The 19,914-nt window shown below is 39.1% G+C and carries 20 protein-coding genes; 4 read left to right on the top strand and 16 right to left on the bottom strand.

Annotated elements, in window-relative coordinates; all coding sequences use genetic code 11:
• Positions 1-50: 50 nt before the first annotated feature.
• From U9R83_RS12195 to U9R83_RS12210, 4 genes are all read right to left on the bottom strand, one after another.
• Positions 51-614 carry an MFS transporter gene (locus tag U9R83_RS12195; protein ID WP_014459965.1) on the bottom strand — a complete coding sequence of 188 codons (564 nt, stop codon included), beginning with the start codon at positions 612-614 and terminating at the stop codon, positions 51-53.
• Positions 611-2,047 carry an FAD-binding oxidoreductase gene (locus U9R83_RS12200; protein WP_208732276.1) on the bottom strand — a complete coding sequence of 479 codons (1,437 nt, stop codon included), beginning with the start codon at positions 2,045-2,047 and terminating at the stop codon, positions 611-613. Before U9R83_RS12200 ends, U9R83_RS12195 begins: the two co-directional genes overlap by 4 nt.
• A 198-nt stretch (positions 2,048-2,245) precedes the next feature.
• Complete coding sequence (locus U9R83_RS12205; RefSeq protein WP_208732275.1) at positions 2,246-2,383, bottom strand: hypothetical protein; 138 nt, start codon at positions 2,381-2,383, stop codon at positions 2,246-2,248.
• 79 nt (positions 2,384-2,462) lie between these two features.
• Positions 2,463-4,445: a methyl-accepting chemotaxis protein gene (locus U9R83_RS12210; RefSeq protein WP_328575248.1), complete on the bottom strand. Its 1,983-nt coding sequence runs from the start codon at positions 4,443-4,445 to the stop codon at positions 2,463-2,465.
• A gap of 149 nt (positions 4,446-4,594) precedes the next feature.
• On the opposite strand from U9R83_RS12210, the gene U9R83_RS12215 reads away from it, so the two are divergent.
• A complete protein-coding gene (locus U9R83_RS12215) occupies positions 4,595-4,819 on the top strand; it encodes a hypothetical protein (protein WP_014459961.1) in 225 nt (74 codons plus the stop codon).
• 30 nt (positions 4,820-4,849) lie between these two features.
• On the opposite strand, the gene U9R83_RS12220 is transcribed toward U9R83_RS12215, so the two are convergent.
• Complete coding sequence (locus U9R83_RS12220; protein WP_115654008.1) at positions 4,850-5,350, bottom strand: metallophosphoesterase family protein; 501 nt, start codon at positions 5,348-5,350, stop codon at positions 4,850-4,852.
• Positions 5,351-5,510: 160 nt separating this feature from the next.
• Between U9R83_RS12220 and U9R83_RS12225 the strand changes: the two genes are divergently transcribed.
• Complete coding sequence (locus tag U9R83_RS12225; protein WP_013083290.1) at positions 5,511-5,810, top strand: hypothetical protein; 300 nt, start codon at positions 5,511-5,513, stop codon at positions 5,808-5,810.
• Between the two features lie 148 nt (positions 5,811-5,958).
• Entirely contained in the window at positions 5,959-7,068 is a 1,110-nt protein-coding gene (locus U9R83_RS12230) for a metallophosphoesterase (protein WP_328575249.1), read from the top strand.
• A gap of 20 nt (positions 7,069-7,088) precedes the next feature.
• On the opposite strand, the gene mug is transcribed toward U9R83_RS12230, so the two are convergent.
• The 11 genes from mug to pxpA all read right to left on the bottom strand — a co-directional run bounded on the left by mug (position 7,089) and on the right by pxpA (position 17,839).
• Positions 7,089-7,601: a G/U mismatch-specific DNA glycosylase gene (gene mug / locus U9R83_RS12235; RefSeq protein ID WP_028413256.1), complete on the bottom strand. Its 513-nt coding sequence runs from the start codon at positions 7,599-7,601 to the stop codon at positions 7,089-7,091.
• 68 nt (positions 7,602-7,669) lie between these two features.
• The gene (locus tag U9R83_RS12240) at positions 7,670-9,010 is read right to left on the bottom strand and encodes a coiled-coil domain-containing protein (protein ID WP_182420541.1); all 1,341 of its coding nucleotides are present in this window, start codon (positions 9,008-9,010) and stop codon (positions 7,670-7,672) included.
• A 587-nt stretch (positions 9,011-9,597) separates the two neighbouring features.
• Complete coding sequence (locus tag U9R83_RS12245) at positions 9,598-10,407, bottom strand: uroporphyrinogen-III synthase (protein ID WP_115654010.1); 810 nt, start codon at positions 10,405-10,407, stop codon at positions 9,598-9,600.
• Positions 10,408-10,434: 27 nt separating this feature from the next.
• Positions 10,435-11,199, bottom strand: coding sequence for an IclR family transcriptional regulator (locus U9R83_RS12250; protein WP_115654011.1), 765 nt, complete (start codon positions 11,197-11,199; stop codon positions 10,435-10,437).
• A gap of 131 nt (positions 11,200-11,330) precedes the next feature.
• Positions 11,331-12,695, bottom strand: a complete 1,365-nt coding sequence (gene accC / locus U9R83_RS12255) for an acetyl-CoA carboxylase biotin carboxylase subunit (protein ID WP_328575250.1) — start codon at positions 12,693-12,695, stop codon at positions 11,331-11,333.
• A gap of 28 nt (positions 12,696-12,723) precedes the next feature.
• Positions 12,724-13,185, bottom strand: a complete 462-nt coding sequence (gene accB, locus U9R83_RS12260) for an acetyl-CoA carboxylase biotin carboxyl carrier protein (protein WP_328575251.1) — start codon at positions 13,183-13,185, stop codon at positions 12,724-12,726.
• Positions 13,186-13,205: 20 nt separating this feature from the next.
• Positions 13,206-14,201, bottom strand: coding sequence for a biotin-dependent carboxyltransferase family protein (locus U9R83_RS12265; protein ID WP_328575252.1), 996 nt, complete (start codon positions 14,199-14,201; stop codon positions 13,206-13,208).
• A complete protein-coding gene (pxpB, locus tag U9R83_RS12270; protein WP_116741271.1) occupies positions 14,198-14,953 on the bottom strand; it encodes a 5-oxoprolinase subunit PxpB in 756 nt (251 codons plus the stop codon). Before pxpB ends, U9R83_RS12265 begins: the two co-directional genes overlap by 4 nt.
• A 17-nt stretch (positions 14,954-14,970) precedes the next feature.
• Positions 14,971-15,762 (bottom strand): putative hydro-lyase, encoded by a 792-nt coding sequence (locus U9R83_RS12275; protein ID WP_028413250.1) that lies wholly within the window; start codon positions 15,760-15,762, stop codon positions 14,971-14,973.
• A gap of 52 nt (positions 15,763-15,814) precedes the next feature.
• Entirely contained in the window at positions 15,815-17,053 is a 1,239-nt protein-coding gene (locus tag U9R83_RS12280) for an NRAMP family divalent metal transporter (RefSeq protein ID WP_042992114.1), read from the bottom strand.
• A 24-nt stretch (positions 17,054-17,077) separates the two neighbouring features.
• Positions 17,078-17,839 (bottom strand): 5-oxoprolinase subunit PxpA, encoded by a 762-nt coding sequence (gene pxpA / locus U9R83_RS12285; RefSeq protein WP_328575253.1) that lies wholly within the window; start codon positions 17,837-17,839, stop codon positions 17,078-17,080.
• A 393-nt stretch (positions 17,840-18,232) separates the two neighbouring features.
• Here pxpA and U9R83_RS12290 point away from each other — a divergent pair, with 393 nt between their 5' ends.
• Complete coding sequence (locus U9R83_RS12290; protein WP_328575254.1) at positions 18,233-19,828, top strand: alpha-amylase family glycosyl hydrolase; 1,596 nt, start codon at positions 18,233-18,235, stop codon at positions 19,826-19,828.
• Positions 19,829-19,914 lie beyond the last annotated feature (86 nt).

The raw sequence follows: 19,914 nt of genomic DNA on the forward strand, positions 1-19,914 counted from the left end.
GTATCTTACTGTACGAACTAAAAAATTCAGGTGACCTGTCCATATATGCTTTACAGCGAATGGTGGCGTTCAAGCTCGATTGTTTTTGGTTTTTGCCATATTAATACCCCTGCTGCTACGTACATAAACGAAGTGATGTAAAAAAGGCTTCCGATTGTCAGAAAATCAATGATATACCCTGTTGCAATAACGGCCAAGGCTGCCCATATAGAGGTCCATAAATGATAGTGTCCTACTTGTTTTCCTGTGTGAGCACGATCTGTCTGCCTAGATAACGCTATTTTTTCTGCTGTTTTTTGAAGAGCTCCAAGCAGACCCATTATAATTTGAATGATATACACCTGCGTGATCGTTGTTAAAACGGGAATCACAAGCATAACAACGGCCATCCCAAACGTATATAAAAGAAGCAAGCGCTTTTCTCCTACTCTGTCACTCCATGAACCGATCAACGGATGACTCAAAGCTGCGGTTAAAGCAAAAATTCCGTAAGCTAAGCCAAATTGTGAATAGCTATCGCCAAGATTCCGAAGCAGTAAAAGGTAAAAAGGAAACACAATACTGCTTGCGGTAATCATAAGGCTTTGTGAATGTAAGAGTTGTTTGTACGTCATTTTCCATACTCCTTATAAAATAAATTAACAAACGTTTCGTTCCGATCATATTTTCTTTTCAAATTAAAAAAGGCGGTTGTATGAGGGTAAGCCTCTTCTAACTGCTTCTTGCTTGGGTAGCCGTAGTAAGGCAAATAATAGCTTCCCTGATGCTGCAGCGTCACATCCACCATTTTCCGGACAACTCTTTGTGTATCAGAGATGCCTTGGTGATCCTTTTTTTGGTTAATAAGTAAAACGAGAGCAAACATATCGCCTTTTGCATAAGACATGACTGCTTTATTGTCTTTTTCTACATAGCGAACAGTAATGTTCAATAAATTTAATTCCTCAGTTGCTAACACTTGACGTAAATCATCGATGTAAGAAGCAAATTCATCAACTGGAACAAAGTATTCTTGTAAAATTTCCGTCCGGCTAGCACTTTCATATTCCATAAAATCACTTTCAGAACGCATAACATTATTTCTTGTTTCAAGCCTTCCATTTTGTTTTAAGAAATAAGCCTTTTGTGTTTCCCACAGCATATCTTTGCCCCAGTCGCTATACCGAGACAGCCCTAGCATAAATTTAGGAAGCGCCACTATTTTTTCTGTTTTGAGCGGTTCGTTTACAGTAGAAGTGTTCTGAGAAGATAAGCGATAGTTTGTAACGTACATATCTGTTAGCAATTGATTAGGAGAAACAGAAATACGCGCCATATGCATACGAACGTCAGGGTTATGCTGTACGTAGTTTTTAAAATAAGCTGTATACTGTCTATAATTTAAGCGAATAATTTCATCTTCGTACCATTCATCGTCCGTTAAACGAAGCGTAACATCTAAAATGACCCCAAATAACCCGTAGCCTCCGTTTACTAAAGAAAACAGCTCAGGGTGTTTTGTCCGGCTAATTTCGATAATAGATCCGTCCGCCTGCAGGAGACGCATAGATTTGACCGTATCCATTAAAGAGCCGTATCGAATATCTCTGCCGTGTACGTTCACGCTAATAGAACCTCCAACGGTAAAAATATTTTGTGACTGCATAACCTGAAGAGCAAGACCGTCTTTATGTATATATTGCTGAATGTCATTCCATGTTGTCCCGCTTTGAACTGTAATTTCTTTTTGACGAGGCTTGTAATCTATAATTTTATTGTACTGCTTCATATCAAGTAAAATAGCATTAGGATAGTACGTCTGCCCTCCTTGGCTGTGCTGCATCCCTGAAATCGCTATTTTTTCATGATGCTGTGAAGCAGTTTTCACCCAATTTTTAAGCTGCTTTTCAGTGGTCCCATGCTTTATTTCTTTAACTTTTGTAGGAAGAAGCTGTGCAACATCCTCCGTTACAGGACGGGTTTGCTGCTGTTTATAAATATGATAGGAGGCATATGAACCTACTAGATAAAAAGATAAAAAAGTTCCTAACAACACGTTTTTCCTCATTCTAAACTGTAAGCTCCTTTCTTTACTTCTGTGAAATTATACCATATAAAAAGTGAAATAACACTAATATAGTGTAATTTTACACTATATTAGTGTTATTTTGAGAAAGCATATGAAAAAAACTTGTAATTTAATGTATGTTAACCTTATTGAAATAAAAAAAAGAAAAGACACCAGGTCTTTTCTTTTTTTGTTTCTTTATTTTTCAGCTTCGTATGCAACTAAAGCCACTCTTTTTCCCAACGTTTGTTGAAACTGCTCTTCTAACTGTTTAAGCTTCGCATACATATCGTCGTTAATTGAAGCTGGCTCAAAGGTCATTTTTGTTTGCTCCATCAGATACTGTCACCTCTTTCATGTGTGTATGTTCTACTTTTTCCAATATAAAAGAGGTCTATGACGATTTGACGAAAGTTTACAAATTAAATTTGCTGATGAGCGCTGTTAATTGTTCTGCCATTTGAGACAAAGATTGTGCAGAAACAGCGATTTCTTCCATTGAAGCGAGCTGTTCTTCAGTAGATGCAGCCACTTCTTCAGATGTAGCTGCATTTCCTTTAGCAAGGATCGCCATTTCACCCGCTGTGCGCGCTACTTCTTCAACGGCTGCTGAAATTTGCTGAGCAGTCGCAGCAACTTCTTCTACTTGCGGAGCCGTTTCATTCATACTGCTTAGAATTTGTTCAAACTTTTGAATAGCCGTTTGTGAAATTGTTCGTCCTTCTTCCACTTTATTTGTTACTTGCTCCATTGTATGTACAGACTCCTGAGTATCTTGTTGAATAGCTTGAATAAGCTCAGAAATTTGAGATGCGGACACTTGTGATTGTTCTGCCAGCTTTCTCACTTCCGCTGCTACAACAGAAAACCCTTTTCCATGTTCCCCAGCTCGTGCCGCTTCGATTGCAGCATTTAAGGCTAGTAAATTTGTTTGAGCAGCAATGCCGCTGATTACTTCTAAAATAGTTCCAACTTCTTTTGAACGTTGAAACAAAGTACGAATTGTTGTATTAGACAGCTCGACGGATTGAGAAATGGATTCCATTTGTTCGACCGTTTCTCTCACGGCTTTTCCGCCTTCTATGGCTTCAGACGTTGTGTGATTTGATAGCTGAGAAACAGTTTCTGTACGCTTGGCAATTGTATAAACTCCTTGTACAATCTCATCTAAAGAAGCTGCATTTTGGTCAATAACAGCCGTTTGTTTTTCCGCGCTAGAAGCCACTTCTTGAACCGCAACTGATACTTGTTCAGTCGCAGCGCTCGTTTGCTGTGAGCTGGCCGTTAGCTCTTCTGAAGAAGCAGCCACTTGTTCTGCACTCATTTCAACATTTTGAATTAATGTGCGAAGATTGTTTTGCATCTGACTAAAAGCATACCCTAACTCGCCGATTTCATCCTTTGAATTGACGGTAATCGCTGTTGTTAGATCTCCTTCACTAACGCTCAGAGCCTGATTCTTAAGCTGTTTGAGCGGTTTAATAATCGATTGCAGCACCACTAAAATAGTAAGACTCCCGATTATCAGACAAGCTACGATAATAAAGAGCGTTTTGTAAAAGATAGGCTGTGCTGCTTCACTTACTTCTGATGAATACATCGTACCTGCAACTTTCCAACTCGTTGTTTTATTTGTCGTAAAGACCATCTTTTTTTCATCCCCGTTAAAGGTATATTCAAAAGATCCGGAGCTCTTTGCATAAAGCTTTTCAAAAAGAGAATCTGTCGCTTTTGTACCTGCTTTTTCCGTAGGATGAACAATATATTTTCTTTCTCCATCTAAAAGAAATGGATATCCTTTTTCTCCGATTTTTACTTTGCTGACAGCTTTATTGATGCGGCTTATATCTAAATTTAAAGCAATAACCCCTGTGCCATCCGCCGTTGTTTTTGCTACAGTAATAACGGTTTGACCTGTAGAGGCTGAGGGATAAGGTTCAGTGACAACTGTTTTCCCTTTGTTTTGCATGGCTAGCTTGTACCAATCTCGTTTTCTAGGATCATAGCCTGCTTGCATCACTTTTTTAGGCGATTGAATAAACTTTCCCTGCTGATTTCCTGTAAAAATGCTAATGGCTTCTGGATGAAGCGAAGCATATAAGTTAAAATCTTTGCTTAAAGTAGCCATATCTTTTTCATTGTAGCGCTCGTTGCTTACCACTGATGCAAAAAACTCTACATCATGAATTTTTGGTCCAATGGTATCGTCAATTACTGAATTAATGGACTGTACATTTTGCTGTGCTGTGTTAATAATTTGGTTTTCAATTTCATGTTTCGCTGTTATGTAAGCTGATACACCTATCGTAACAGATGGCACTAATAAGATCGCTGCAAATGCTAGCACCAGCTTTGTCTTAAAGTTATTAAGGGACCTTTTTTTTCTTACTCTCTCCATGCTATGTAGCCTCTCTCTCTGTAGTTAAAAGTGATCGTGCACTTCCTTTCTATCGGCAAGACTTCATATTCCTTTAGTCATCGAATGTATACATAATTAACAATGGGAGTGAAAAGATAAGAGTACGATAAAAAAAGTAGGTGAATTTAATGGAAGAAAGTAAAAACAGCAAGTCTTTTTCAATGTTTGAAACAGAAAAGGTTCAGCGCGGAGAAGAAAAAGATATTTTTAATATCTATAAAGAAGGAGTAAAAATTGCAGAAGTAAGAGGAACGGATCCTCAAACTCAGCAGGTTATTCCGATGCACGACTTGAACGATTACGAAGAAAATAAGCTTCACGAATATATTGCTCATTTAGACCACACGACGTAAACGGACTAAAACAAGAGTTCCCCTCTTGTTTTAGTCTTTAGAATCATAAAAAACATGTTCAAAATGAAGCGTGTTTTTTTGTATGTACAGCAGTCCAAACGAAAATTGTTTCTGACGCCGCTTGTCAGTAGCGGAACCTGGATTAAACATTGTAATATCACCAATTTGTTTATGAACAGGAATATGAGAATGACCGAAAATTACTGCGTCCACTTGTTGATGTTCAAATGCCAAAAGTGCACGTTTTTCAGTCGTCTTTTCTTTTCCATGACCGTGTGTTACGCCAATCGTAACATCATCAAACGGAAGAAGTAATGAAGTTGGAAGTACTTGCTGAAGCTCTTCACTGTCTACATTTCCACTCACACCGTGTACAGGAGCAAAAACGCGCAGTTCATTGTATACATCTACCGTTTGAAAATCTCCGGTATGAATAATCGCATCAGCTGTTTTCAGTTCAGCTAGGAGTTTTTTTGGAAAATGTTTCGCTCTCTTTGGAATATGAGTGTCGCCCAAAACAACAATCTTCATTCATCATACCCTCCTTTTTCGTTTATTCATTATGGTGTAGTGTATCGTATTACGTTGGAATGAAGCAACTCTATACGGAGCGTCAGGCAAAAAATTTCTCTTTTTCGTTTAAGTTTGCGAAAATACTTTACATACTAAGTTACAGAATGGAGTTTTCGAAATGGAAGTAAAAATTAATCGAAACGCAGCAAAAGTGTTAAAAAATGCATTGGCTAGCCCAGAAGGTCAAGGAAAAATGATTCGTGTATATGTAACTATCGACCACGGTGATCACGCGCATTATGATTGGAAATTCGATACGCCGACTGAACATGATGAAATCGTAAAAACAGATAAAGATATCGATATCGTTTTAGATAAACGCGAGAAATTTTTAGAAGGCGTATGGATTCAATATTTCCACGTTCCAGAGCCTGAATTTGTGATTAGCAGCCTTCACCACGCGCATCACCATCATTAATACAAAAAACACACCTTGTTTTATAGGTGTGTTTTTTCGTTTGTGTGACAAGCAAAAATTTTATTGATGAGAAGAAGAGATAAAATTTTGTTGAAGCAATAAAAATGAGCTATAGTGGAATTACGGATGAAAGAAAAGAGGTTAGCGTATGAAAGTAAGTGTGTTAGTAAGATCTATTTTAGTTGTTATTTTATATAATTTATTCGTTCTGTACATCGGATGGAACGCTTGGATGTGGCTTCACACAATGTTTGAAGTGGAAAACAAATGGATTCTTACGGTGATCGTTGTCTTTTTTGCTTATTCCTTTATCATCAGTCGTGCGTTTCAACAAGTGAGCATATTTAAAATTGTGGGATCGTACTGGTTAGGATTTATTCAATATTCGGTTCTTTTGCTTCCTATAGGCAATCTAGCCGTATATATTCTCGCTTTTCTAGGTGCTTCGCTTTCTACAGCTATCGATTCAATCGGACTTTTTATAATTGCCGCTTTTTTATTCATTTTCGCCTACGGTACGTATAATGCTTACAGCCCTGTGGTAAGGAAATATACGATATCAGTTGCTAAAAAGACGAATCGAAAAAACCTCCGCATTGCCGTAGCATCCGATATGCACTTTGGCACATTGTCCGGCAAAAAACATTTGCAGAGGTTAATTACTCATGTACAAAAGATACAGCCAGATCTTATTTTACTTCCTGGAGATATTATTGACGATGACCCCCACGTATTCTTTAAAAAAGAAATGGATTATATGATGAAGCAGCTCAAAGCGCCTTTAGGCACATATGGAATTTTGGGAAACCATGAGTATTACGGCGGGAAGATTCCTCAGTTTGTGGAAAGAATGAAAGAAATGAACATTCCTATTTTAATGGATGAAGTCTTAAACATAGGTGATAGCTTGTACTTAATCGGAAGAAAAGATAAGACGGATAAAAACCGAGACAGCTTTTTCGATTTAGCCAGTGAAACGAATCGTTCTCTTCCGGTCATCGCGATGGATCATCAGCCCCTTTCTTTAAAAGAAGCGGAACAAGCGGGCGTAGATTTACTTCTATGCGGTCATACTCACAGAGGACAAATGGCACCTAATCATTTGATCACAAAGCGGTTATTTGAAATTGATTGGGGCTACAAGCAAACTAATCAACTGCATACCATTGTCTCTTCAGGATTTGGCTTTTGGGGTCCTCCGCTTCGAATCGGAAGCCGATCAGAAATTATTCAAATTGATATTACATTTGCAAAATAGAGAAAGCCCTAGGGCTTTCTCTATTTTAATGTACGCAGCAGCTTCGGAAGCTCTGCGTAAATAGCCACTACTTCATCTACTTTCATCCGAACGAGTCCGCTTGAAGACGGGGCAACAAAATCCATTATTCCTGATACCATCGATTCCTCTTGTTTGCCCCACTTTACTTGCTTGCGTCCGCTGTACTGCTGATAAACGCCTTTTCCAACAAAACAAACGATTTTAGGCGTGTATGTAGCGATTTTTTTCTTTAAGATTTCTCTGCCTTCTGCATATTCTTCTTTTGTAATCTCATCAGCTGCCTTTGTAGGCCGCTCTACAATATTTGTTAAACCGTATCCTAGCTGTAACAGCGAGTGATCTTCTTCTGGATGATATTTACGATTTGTCAAACCTGCTTTGTGAAGAATTGTCCAGAAACGATTGGTTGGATTAGCAAAATGATGACCCGTTTCACCGGAACGGATGCTTGGATTAAAACCGACAAATAAAATATCTAAGTTGGGCTGTATATGATCAAAAATAGAGTTCATAGGCATACGCTCCTTACAATGTAAAAAGAAAACATCCAATTTGGATGTTTTCTCTTTACTATACCCTATTAAATACGAACTACGCGTCCGTTGAATTTTTGTTTCCAGTAGCCGCTGCTCATGTTTGCAATTGCAACACCTGTTGAGCTTTGAGCACCGATGAACTTGCCTCCGCCTACATAAATACCAACGTGTCCGTCTTTTTTATATGTATCGAAGAAAACAAGATCTCCAGGCTGCATTTGACTAGAAGACACTTGCGTTCCAGCATGCTTTAACGTTTCTGTACTTACAGATCCAAGAGGCCCAAGGTTAACACCAACTTGAGAATATGCCCAGTGTACAAATGACGAGCAGTCAAATAAACCGTGGTTAATATCAGACTGGCTGCGTCCTCCGCCAAATACGTAAGCAGAGTTTCCAATCCAGCGGTTTCCTACCGTTACAACATTGCTAGCTTTTGGAGCCGGAGCGCTTGTAGGTGCCACATCATTGCTGCTTGCTTTTGGTGCTTCTGCCTTAGCAGAAGATGAATCGGCTTTTTCAGCTGGTGCCGCCGCTGCTTTTTGAGCTTGTTCGGCTGCTTTCTTAGCTGCCTCTTTAGCCGCTTGTTCAGCTGCTTTTCTTGCTGCTTCTTCCGCCGCTTTTTGATCTTTAATATTTTGTTCAAGCGTAGACTGTTCATTCGCAAGAGAGCTGTCTTTTGATTGTAGAGAAGCTTTTAGTTCTTCATTTTTTGCTTCTTTATCTTTTAGTTCTTTTGCTAACGCATCTTTTTGTTTCTTTTGAGCTGCTAGCTGGACAGTCATTTCATCCAGTTCTGCCTTCATATCTTCTAAGCTAGCTAACTTAGATTTAACATCTGCTTGTTTTGTTTTTAGTTCGTCTTGCATATTTTTAGTTTCTGTTAAAATACCGCGGTCTGCATCTACAATCGTCGAAACAGCTAGCGCGCGGTCTACAAAATCACCAAAACTTGAAGAACCAAGTAAAACTTGTAAATACTCTACGTTACCGCCGCTTTCTTGCATGGAACGTGCACGATCCTTTAAAATATCATTTCGCTTTTCAAGTTTTTCTTGAAGCAGCTTAATTTCTTTTTCAAGCTGCTCTACTTGTTTAGACGTTTCTTTAATATCCGCTTCTGTTTTTTCGGCTTTTTTATTATTTTCTTCTTCTGCCAATGTTAATCGCTCAAGCTGTGCTTTCATTTGATCTTGTTCTGCTTGAAGGCGTGTTAATTCATCAGAAGCTGCTTTGATGTTAGATTGCACATCTTGGCGCTGATTTTGAATTTGAGATTTTTGTGATTCCATATCCTGAATGGTAGAGGCATATGCTGGGGTTGATAAAACTCCTCCTAGACCTAATAAAACCGTTGTATTAAGTAAAAGCATTTTCTTTTTCAATATGAATTCCTCCGCTTTCTCGCTCTGTTAAACTAGTAATTTCTAATTATGTATCAATATGTATAAAAGTCTGAAAATTTATGTAAAGTTCACTGTATTTGTCGATAAATAGCTAAATATGCTAATGAAAATCTACGAAAATTATACCACGATAAGCGTTCAAAAAAAGAATAACAATATTACAATTGTATTTCAGTCATGTAACATTTAAAGCTTGTGTATACATTCACTTCTTGCCTGCAAAAATATACCTTTATTTCCCCATGCAAGTGAAACATCTATTAAGCTTCAAGCAGCAATGTTTTTAGCGTTATGAAGTAGATAATTATCATTGTTTAAGCTGTTTAGATTTAAGATATTTCTAAAAGAAACGTAACAACTCTTTAACATATTCGTCTATTTTTACCCTTTATCTACCATTTTTACAATATTTGAAAATGATTTTCTGGAATAACAATGAATTTATTTCTATTCGATGTTTGAAGAAGTTCAAAAAGAGGGCAATAGGCAATTTTCAAACAATATTCGACAACGCTTGGATGAAGCCATAAAAAAAACCTTCTCGCCTCATAGCGAGAAGGTTTTTTTTAATCACGCTGCTGATAATAATGTTCTAAAGCTACAATTGCGCTTCCCATTCGCTCTTGATCGGGAATAACAATACGATCTACCCCTTCTTCTTTTAAAGCAGCAGCGGTTACTTTTCCTACGGATACAGCTACTACAGAGCTGTTAAAGAGTTCTCGAATGTGATCAGCTTGTCCGTGTTCTCTTGCAAATGAAAACAAAAATCTGGCCTGTGGAGCGCTTGTGAAATTAACAGCATCAATTTTTCCGCTTATTAATTCGTTTATAAGCTGTTCCATGACTTCTGCTTTTGGCGGAATATGCTGATACGGTAAAATCTCTTTAAATTGGGCTTTTTGATTCGATAGAAAATCAATCAATTTTGGTGCAGGATCTCCGTGAAGCTGAAGCGCTACATGCTTTTCTTCAAAAGAGAACGAATGAAGTGCTCTGACTAGTCCCGCTGTACTTCCATCATCATCTCGAACGGTTGGAGTAACGCCAAGCTTTTTTAACATGTTTACGGTTTTATACCCGCGAGCAGCAATATTGGCTGCTTGTAAAGAAGAGAGGAATTCGTCAGCTAGTCCTAGCTTATCTGCTGTTTTATACAGAATTTCTGTCCCGACTCCTGTCGTAAAAATAAACCAATCATAATTTCCTTTTACCAGTTCTTTAATATCTGCCTCTAAGTGTGTGTCATCTAAAAAGATGGTTCCTTGAGCAGGCCGTACAAGCGGGGTCCCGCCAAGGTTTTCAACAATTTTGCTGATTTCTTCTACTTTACGCTGACCTACGAGTGCGACTGTTTTTCCTTCTAATCGTTTCAATGGTCTACCTCCATTTTTCTATGTATGCTACTTTAATGATCCTTGATAACCGAGTTTTTCAGAAATCACGCTCGCCGCTTCTGTTACTTTTTGAATAATGAACGGCAGTCTGTCTCCTTGAAATCTCGCTTCAATTCCCGCTACGCTAATGCCTGCAACCACTTCATTTTGATGATTTACAATCGGCGCGCTCACGGATGTTGTATAGTTTTCTAATTCAGAGGTGCTAATGGTATACCCTTTTTCTTTTGCTTCTTTTAATAAATTTCTTAACTTCTCTTTATCTGTAATGGTTCCAATACCTATTGGAGCTAGCTCCGTTTGACTAATATATGCCTCTTGTTCTTTTTCGGGTAAATGCGCCAAAATAATGCGTGAACAAGCTCCTGCATAAAGAGGCGAACGCCTTCCAATTGATGTATAAAGACGCACTGGGTGAAGCGTATCTACTTTTTCAATATACATGGCTTCATTCCCATCTCGTACAATTAAATTAACCGCTTCTTCTACTTCGTCTCGGAGCGTTTCCATTACAGGCTTTGCGATATGTCTAATATCTAAGCGATTAGCCACTAGCTGACCAAATTGCAAGAATAAAAGTCCTAGCGAATAGTATCCTTGCTCATCTTTTGTTAAAAATCCCATCTCTTCAAGCGAACCAACCATCCGGTGCAAAGAAGTTTTTGGAACGCCTGAATATTCCATCATTTCTGTGAAGGTAAGCTTAGGGTGCTTGATAAAAAGCGTGAGAATCTGCATGGATTTAACGACTGTTTTATTATTAGCTTGCATAAAACCTTCTCCCTTATTTGTGCGAATACATGTATTTGATAGACGTATAGCTTACTAGCTAATTATATGTTCTTTTTATTATACATGAAGAAAAAAAGGAAAGCACTCCCTTATAAGAGCACTTTCCTTTCTTACACCGTTTCTAGTTCTTTAATTGAAATAGGGTTACTTTCTAGAAATTTGGTTGTAAAATCCCCTTCCTTAAAAGAAGGATGATTCAGTAATTCTAAATGAAAAGGAATGGTTGTGTGAATACCTATAATGATAAATTCTTCGAGCGCACGTTTCATTCGTTGAATCGCTTCATTTCGGTCTTTCCCTGTTACGATTAATTTCGCCACCATTGAATCATAAAATGGAGAAATTTCATAGCCTGGGTAAACCGCGCTGTCTACACGAACGCCGTAGCCGCCGGGAGGTAAATACATCTCGACTTTTCCAGGAGAAGGCATAAAGTTTTTAGCCGGATTTTCTGCATTGATTCGACATTCAATTGCCCATCCTTTTAACTGAATATCCCGCTGAGAAAATGATAGCGGGTAGCCCGCTGCTACGGAAATTTGTTCTTTAATTAAGTCAATGTTTGTTACAAGTTCTGTAACAGGGTGTTCAACTTGAATCCGTGTGTTCATTTCCATAAAGTAAAAATGTCCGTGTTTATCTAACAGAAACTCCACCGTTCCCACACCTGTATAATCAACTGCTTTAGCTGCCGAGACCGCCGCTTTGCCCATTTTAGCACGAAGGTTTTCATCTACCGCAGGAGACGGAGCTTCTTCTACCAACTTTTGATGACGTCGCTGAATCGAACAATCTCGTTCACCTAAATGAACTACATTACCTTCTTCATCAGCAATAATTTGAATTTCGATGTGTTTTGGTTCTTCTAAATACTTTTCAAGATATACGCCGCCGTTTCCAAAGGCTGTTTCCGCTTCATGCTGAGCTTGACGAATCGCTTTTTCTAGCTCCTCTTCGCTATGAGCAAGCCTCATTCCTTTTCCACCGCCGCCCGCTGTAGCTTTTACGATGATTGGATAGCCTATTTCTCTTGCTACTGGAATAGCTGAGCTGCTATCTTCAATCAGTCCCTCCGTGCCAGGTACAATAGGCACGCCGGCTTGTTTCATTGTTTCTCTTGCTACAGCTTTTGCTCCCATTTTGCGGATGGCTTCTGCTTTTGGACCAATAAAGGTAACGTCATAGGATTCACACATCTCAGCAAAATCAGCATTTTCAGCTAAAAATCCGTAGCCGGGATGAACAGCGTCTGCCTTGGTTACTTGTGCTACGGTAAGCAGATTACGAATATTTAAGTAACTTTCTTTAGAAGACGTTTTTCCAATACAAAATGACTCATCTGCTAGCTTCACGTGAAGTGCGTCTCTGTCTGCTTCTGAATACACGGCCACGGTTGCAATTCCCATCTCTTTACAAGCCCGAATGATACGAACTGCAATCTCGCCGCGATTTGCGATTAATACCTTTTTGAACATAATGACTCCTCCTGACAGTATGTATACTTTAGTATGATTTTACGGTGAATAGAGGCTGGCCAAACTCAACAACATCTCCGTCTTTCACAAGAATTTCAAGCACTTCTCCTTCCATTCCTGCATCTACTTCGTTAAACAGCTTCATCGCTTCAATTACACATACAACATCTTTACGTTCAATGGTTTGTCCTAATTGGACAAACGGATCCGCGTCTGCTTCTGGCTTTGCGTAAAACGTTCCGACCATTGGTGATAAAATTTGCTTTTCATTGTTCTCTGCGGCGTTTACAGACATAGAGTCTTGAGGCACTTGCTCAGCGGCAGCGGCTTTTACTTCTTCCGTTTTTACTTTTGTAACAGCTATGTCTTCTAAAGGAATCCCCGCTTTATCAATAACAACTTTTGTTCCTTCATGTTCAATATGGAGCTTTTGAATACCAGATTCATTCATTAATGAAACAACTTCTTGCAATTCACGTACGTTTATCATTTCTTGTCACTCCCATTTTTTTATTTAGTTGACGCAAGGTTAATAGCAATCTTCAATTCTTGAAGCATCTGTTCTTTTACTAAATAAATTTTTTCTGCTTCATGAAGCGAAATGTGAGAAAAGTAAATGGATTCTCCAGGTTTTACTTGAGCTAAAAGCGGTAAATCTGCTGTGATGACTTGAGCGATTTTAGGATATCCTCCTGTAGTTTGACGGTCTGCTAACAGGATAATGGGATTTCCATCTGGCGGGACTTGAACAGAACCTTGTGAGACGGCTTCAGATAATAGCTCTTTTTTTTCTTGAAGCTGAAGAGAAGGTCCGTCCATTCGATAGCCCATTCGATCTGATTGATTTGATACTTTAAAGGGCTCTTTCATAAAATGACTTTTGCTTTCAGCTGTAAATAAATCAAATTGACTGCCATTCATAACACGGACACTTGGTTTCTTTGTAAAATGAACAAATTCTTTATAATTTACGGACCATGAAGAAGTATATACTCCGTTTATCAGTTCATTGGAAAGAAAAGCAGGCTTTGAAGCAGCTGGAACAGATAGAGGTAAAACGTCCTCTGTTTGTAATGCTCTTCCTTTATAGCCACCAATTTCACCTCTCAAATACGTGCTTTTACTATTTAACACTTCATCAATAGAAAATCCTCCAGCTACAGATAGATAGGAACGACAACCGGTTCTACAAGGACCAAATGCTAAAGTGCTTCCTTTTGGAATAAATAAAGGTTTCCACATCGGAACTGGCTTTCCGTTGACGGAAGGAGTTAAGTCTCCTCCGGTAATCGCTACTAGACAATCACTTTCTATTTCAAGGGTAGGCCCCATTAGCGTAACTTCAAGTCCCGCTTCTTTTTCGTCGTTACCAACTAGTAAATTAGCAATTCGAAGAGAATAAGAATCCATTGCTCCGCTTACAATCACACCGTGCTGCTGAAATCCTCTTCTTCCTAAATCTTGAATGCTCGTTAATAATCCGGCTTTACTAACTCTTATACTCATTTTTCACCCTCCTTTGCCTGCATTTCTTGATACTCTTCTTTAGAGATGGGTTTGAATTTCACAATATCTCCTGCTTGAAGCAAACTTGGCGGATTTTGCTCCGGCAAAAACAGCTTAATAGGCGTTTGACCAATTAACTGCCATCCTCCGGGGGTGGAAATAGGGTACACTCCTGTTTGCATTCCTGCAATACCAACCGAACCGGCAGGAATAGACGTGCGAGGAGACGACCGACGAGGCGTAGCAATTTTTTCAGATAATCCTCCAAGAAACGGAAATCCAGGAGCAAATCCAATCATGTACGCTAAGTATTCACCTTCAGAATGAATACTAATTACCTCTTCAGTTGTTAAGTTATGGTGACGAGCCACATATTCAAGGTCAGGTCCATACTCGCCTCCGTAGCAAACTGGAATGGAAACCGTACGATGGTCTAACTCTTTTTCTGTCTGTTCGTTCTCTAATTTACTTTGAAGGATAGAAGACACTGCTTCAAAAGGAGACACAAATTCTTTTTTCTCCTTCTTTTTCACGGCTGCTACAACTTCAAGAGGGTTATAGAAAATTGTAAGATTTGTAAATGCTGGCACGCATTCGATAAACCCAGGGAACGGATTTAATTCTATAGAATCCTTGCACGTTTTAATTTGTTTATGAATGTCATACTGAATGCTATCTCCAAACGTTATAACAAGCGCTGAGTCCCCAAGCGGAGAAATAACAGCTGACGCTTTTGTTACGGTTTGATTCATATCTACACCTCTTTCTTTTATAAAACACCTAGTTTTTCATCTCGAATATCTGTGATAAACATATGCCCCGGAGCATGTGTAATCATAATAGAAGGTTTTGTTTCCATCGCTACTGCTTGAGGAGTTACACCACAAGCCCAAAACACGGGCACCTCACCTGCCTTAATGGAAACAGCATCACCAAAATCCGGAGAGTGCAGGTCTTGGATCCCTATTGCAGCCGGATCTCCAATGTGAACAGGCCCCCCGTGCACAGCCGGGAAACGTGAAGTTACTTGGGCTGCCCGCACCACGTCTTGCTGGGGAATTGGACGCATACTAACCACCGTTGAGCCGTGAAATATTCCTGCTTCAGCGCATGAAATATTTGTTTTATACATAGGAACATTACAATTTTCTTCAATGTGACGAACAGGTATGTCGTTGTTTAAAAGCGCGTGTTCAAATGTAAAGCTACATCCGATAAGAAAAGCTACCATATCTTCTGTCCAATAGTCTGTGATATCAGTTACTTCTTTTACTAGTTCCCCATTTTCATAGATTCGATACTTGGGAAGGTCTGTACGAATATCTCCAGACGGAGCTGCAAACTTTGGCACCGGAGATCCAGCGTCTGTTACATCTAAAAGCGGACAAGATTTAGGGTTACGCTGACAGAACAATAGAAAGTCAAAGGCTTGTTGCTTTGGTAAAATAGCTAAATTAGCTTGAGCATAGCCGTTTGCCATGCCTGCTGTTGGTTGAATAAGCTGATTGTTACGGATTTGTTGACGAAGTTCAGCTGGAGTTAGCTGTGAAAGGGTTATCATATTTCTATCTCCCATCAGTGCCCGCACGCAACTCACGTGCGGGCACTTTGTTTTATTTAAATAATTGAGGAAGTTGATCCATTAACGTATAGCCGCCCATTAAAGCCATTACAATAACGACAAGTACACCAGAAATGGTAAGCCATAAAGGATGTTTATACTCACCAACGATGCTTTTTTTGTACGCAGCGATCAGTAATGTTCCTAGAGCAATTGGCAAAATTAATCCATTGATTGCTCCAACTAAAAGAAGAACTTTTACAGGTTTTCCAATTAAGACAAACGACAGAGTCGAAATAATAATAAATCCAATAATAATCCAGTTTGAGTTTTTATTAAGTTTTTCACTAAACGTTTGAATAAATGAAACAGATGTATAAGCAGCTCCCACTACAGACGTAATAGCGGCAGACCACATGACAATCCCAAAGATTTTATAGCCAACGTTCCCTGCTGCGAGCTGAAACACGGATGCCGGAGGATTGGCTGGGTCAATTTGTAATCCTTTAGATACGACGCCAAGTACTGCTAAAAACAAAGCGATTCGCATAACGGAAGTGATAAGAATTCCTGTTACAGAACTTTTGGTCACTTGAGGTAAAGAATCGATGCCTTTTACACCAGCGTCTAAAAGGCGATGTCCACCTGCAAAGGTAATGTAACCACCCACGGTTCCTCCAACAAGCGTAACAATCGCTATAATGTCAATTTTATCAGGAGCAAAAGTTTTCACCACAGCTTCTCCCACGGGAGGTGAAGTGGTAGCCGCTACATATAGCATTAGCCCAATCATGACAAAACCTGCAATTTGCGTGAAGCGATCCATTGCTTTTCCAGCTTCTTTTACAACGAAGATTAGCACAGCAATAACTGCACTAATTGCAGCTCCGGCTGTTGGAGAAATACCCGTAATCGCATTTAATCCAAGCCCGGCACCGGCAATATTTCCAATATTAAATGCAAGTCCTCCAATAACAATTAAAATAGCGAGCACGTACCCTAATCCAGGAAATACCATGTTGGCGATTTCTTGTCCGCGCTTTTCAGAAACGGCAATAATTCTCCATACGTTGGTTTGAGCAAAGATATCAAGAATAATTGAAATTAAAATAACGAATCCGAAGCTTGCGGCTAAATTTTGTGTAAATACGGTAGTTTGAGTTAAAAAGCCTGGCCCAATAGCCGATGTGGCCATTAAAAAAGCGGCTCCAAGCATTAACGTCCAGTTTACTTTAGGCGCAGCTGAAAGCTTTTGCTGAGGTGTTGATTTCTTTATTGGCTCCAATATCATCTTCCTCCTGATTGTATGTAGTTTTTATTGTGAAATAGCCTTAACTACCACTTCTGATGCTCGTAAAGAACTGTTGACATGACGAGCAAATTCAAGTGCGTGGGCCCCGTCTCCATGGATGCAAATCGTATCTGCCTGCAATTCTACATCCTTACCTTGCTGAGATTTGACTTTCCCTTCTTTCACCATTGTAATAACTTGAGAAACAGCTTCGTCATCATCTTCAATTAAAGCATTTGGTTCTGTGCGAGCAGTGAGAGAACCGTCTAACTGATAGGTACGGTCTGCAAATACTTCGTTAGCCGTTTTTAAACCAATTCTGTTACCTGCTTGAATCAGCTCACTTCCAGATAATCCAAACAAAATCAGCTCAGGATTTACGTTATAAACAGCTTTTGCTATTGCTTCAGACAAGGCTTTATTTTTAGCAGCCATGTTATATAGTGCACCGTGAGGTTTTACATGCTGCATTGATAACCCTTCCGCTTGCAAAAAGCCGTTTAATGCCCCAATTTGATAAACCACGATATCGTAGGCTTCCTGAGGTGAAATATTCATGTTTCTGCGTCCAAAACCTATAAGATCCTGCAAACCAGGATGAGCACCAATTTGCACTTTTTTTTCAGCAGCCAATTTCACCGTTTTTCGCATGACGCTCGGATCCCCTGCGTGAAATCCACAAGCTACGTTTACAGACGTCACATGCTCTAAGATTGCTTCATCATTGCCAATGCGATAAGCACCAAAGCTTTCCCCTAAATCACAGTTTAAATCTACTTTACTCAATGCGTTCTTCCCCCTTAAACCCTTTAATGTAAGCGTAACCATTTGCAGATAGTAAGGAAAATGCAAGCTTTATTATCTGCATCAATACTTCAAGTTCCGTTTTTCGGAATCTTAGTACCGTTTTTCAGTTATATTTGGATTTTAGCACGAGATGATGAATTGAACAACAACATTGTCAGAATATTTGACATAGTCATTATTTTTACTTGGATAATAATACCTTATTTTATTGATGTTTTCTATCTATAGCCTTAATATAACGCAGCCGCTTAATGCCATTGGACACAGTAAATAACTAGGTTGTCAGAATAATTACTAGTTCTAAATAATCAAAATAAAATTTTCGTTGTAATCGTTTTCAAATAGGTGCTATATTTCAATTGTAGTCAATTTATGCAAACGATTGCAAAAAAAGGGGATGAAACGATGAAAGGGAAAAAATGGGCAGCTTTAGCTCTAACACTGCCGCTGGCTGCTAGCTTATCAACAGGTGTTCACGCCGAAACCGTACATAAAGGTAAAGCTCCAACAGCAGATAAAAACGGTGTCTTTTATGAGGTGTATGTAAACTCTTTTTACGATGCAAATAAAGATGGACATGGTGATTTAAAAGGCCTTACACAAAAGTTGGACTATTTAAATGACGGAAATTCTCATACAAAGAATGATCTTCAAGTAAACGGGATTTGGATGATGCCGGTCAACCCTTCTCCTAGCTATCATAAATATGATGTAACGGACTATTATAATATTGATCCGCAGTACGGAAATCTGCAAGATTTTCGCAAGCTGATGAAAGAAGCAGATAAACGAGACGTAAAAGTCATTATGGACCTTGTTGTGAATCATACGAGCAGTGAACACCCTTGGTTTCAAGCTGCGTTGAAAGATAAAAACAGCAAGTACAGAGATTACTATATTTGGGCTGATAAAAATACCGACTTGAATGAAAAAGGATCTTGGGGACAACAAGTATGGCATAAAGCTCCAAACGGAGAGTATTTTTACGGAACGTTCTGGGAAGGAATGCCTGACTTAAATTACGATAACCCTGAAGTAAGAAAAGAAATGATTAACGTCGGAAAGTTTTGGCTAAAGCAAGGCGTTGACGGGTTCCGCTTAGATGCTGCCCTCCATATCTTTAAAGGTCAAACACCTGAAGGCGCTAAGAAAAATCTCCTGTGGTGGAATGAGTTTAGAGATGCAATGAAAAAAGAAAACCCTAACGTATATCTAACGGGTGAAGTATGGGATCAGCCGGAAGTAGTAGCCCCTTACTATCAATCGCTTGATTCTTTATTTAACTTTGATTTAGCAGGGAAAATTGTCAACTCTGTAAAAGCAGGAAATGATCAAGGAATTGCCACTGCAGCAGCGGCAACGGATGAGCTTTTTAAATCATACAATTCAAATAAAATTGACGGCATTTTCTTAACCAACCATGATCAAAACCGCGTCATGAGTGAGCTAAGCGGAGATGTGAATAAAGCAAAATCAGCTGCTTCTATCTTACTTACGCTTCCTGGAAATCCGTATATTTATTACGGTGAAGAAATTGGCATGACCGGTGAAAAGCCTGATGAATTAATCCGTGAACCGTTCCGCTGGTACGAAGGCAACGGAATTGGACAAACTAGCTGGGAAACACCTGTATATAACAAAGGCGGCAATGGTGTGTCTGTAGAAGCACAAACAAAACAAAAGGATTCCTTGTTAAATCATTACCGTGAAATGATTCGCGTGCGCCAGCAGCACGAAGAGTTAGTAAAAGGAACGCTTCAATCCATTTCAGTAGACAGTAAAGAAGTCGTTGCCTATAGCCGCACGTATAAAGGCAAATCGATTAGCGTGTATCATAATATTTCAAATCAACCTGTAAAAGTATCTGTAGCAGAGAAAGGTAAATTGATTTTCTCTAGTGAAAAAGGTGCAAAAAAGGTTAAAAATCAGCTTGTAATTCCGGCTAATACAACGGTTTTAATAAAATAATAGAAAACACCTTCGAGTGATTACCTGGTAATCACTTGAAGGTGTTTTTTCATAAAAAATTAGCATGAGAACATCATCAGAAATTA

This window comes from Priestia sp. LL-8, assembly GCF_036227845.1.
GTDB classification, from domain to species: domain Bacteria; phylum Bacillota; class Bacilli; order Bacillales; family Bacillaceae_H; genus Priestia; species Priestia zanthoxyli.

What these genes read in the sequence shown, in the direction of transcription:
- pxpB (WP_116741271.1), bottom strand. Translation starts at nt 14,953, where the DNA reads ATGAATCAAACCGTAACAAAAGCGTCAGCTGTTATTTCTCCGCTTGGG.
- U9R83_RS12200 (WP_208732276.1), bottom strand. Translation starts at nt 2,047, where the DNA reads ATGAGGAAAAACGTGTTGTTAGGAACTTTTTTATCTTTTTATCTAGTA.
- U9R83_RS12250 (WP_115654011.1), bottom strand. Translation starts at nt 11,199, where the DNA reads ATGCAAGCTAATAATAAAACAGTCGTTAAATCCATGCAGATTCTCACG.
- U9R83_RS12265 (WP_328575252.1), bottom strand. Translation starts at nt 14,201, where the DNA reads ATGAGTATAAGAGTTAGTAAAGCCGGATTATTAACGAGCATTCAAGAT.
- U9R83_RS12195 (WP_014459965.1), bottom strand. Translation starts at nt 614, where the DNA reads ATGACGTACAAACAACTCTTACATTCACAAAGCCTTATGATTACCGCA.
- U9R83_RS12280 (WP_042992114.1), bottom strand. Translation starts at nt 17,053, where the DNA reads ATGATATTGGAGCCAATAAAGAAATCAACACCTCAGCAAAAGCTTTCA.
- U9R83_RS12225 (WP_013083290.1), top strand. Translation starts at nt 5,511, where the DNA reads ATGGAAGTAAAAATTAATCGAAACGCAGCAAAAGTGTTAAAAAATGCA.
- U9R83_RS12290 (WP_328575254.1), top strand. Translation starts at nt 18,233, where the DNA reads ATGCAAACGATTGCAAAAAAAGGGGATGAAACGATGAAAGGGAAAAAA.
- mug (WP_028413256.1), bottom strand. Translation starts at nt 7,601, where the DNA reads ATGAACTCTATTTTTGATCATATACAGCCCAACTTAGATATTTTATTT.
- U9R83_RS12210 (WP_328575248.1), bottom strand. Translation starts at nt 4,445, where the DNA reads ATGGAGAGAGTAAGAAAAAAAAGGTCCCTTAATAACTTTAAGACAAAG.
- U9R83_RS12275 (WP_028413250.1), bottom strand. Translation starts at nt 15,762, where the DNA reads ATGATAACCCTTTCACAGCTAACTCCAGCTGAACTTCGTCAACAAATC.
- U9R83_RS12220 (WP_115654008.1), bottom strand. Translation starts at nt 5,350, where the DNA reads ATGAAGATTGTTGTTTTGGGCGACACTCATATTCCAAAGAGAGCGAAA.
- accC (WP_328575250.1), bottom strand. Translation starts at nt 12,695, where the DNA reads ATGTTCAAAAAGGTATTAATCGCAAATCGCGGCGAGATTGCAGTTCGT.
- accB (WP_328575251.1), bottom strand. Translation starts at nt 13,185, where the DNA reads ATGATAAACGTACGTGAATTGCAAGAAGTTGTTTCATTAATGAATGAA.
- U9R83_RS12205 (WP_208732275.1), bottom strand. Translation starts at nt 2,383, where the DNA reads ATGGAGCAAACAAAAATGACCTTTGAGCCAGCTTCAATTAACGACGAT.
- U9R83_RS12230 (WP_328575249.1), top strand. Translation starts at nt 5,959, where the DNA reads ATGAAAGTAAGTGTGTTAGTAAGATCTATTTTAGTTGTTATTTTATAT.
- U9R83_RS12215 (WP_014459961.1), top strand. Translation starts at nt 4,595, where the DNA reads ATGGAAGAAAGTAAAAACAGCAAGTCTTTTTCAATGTTTGAAACAGAA.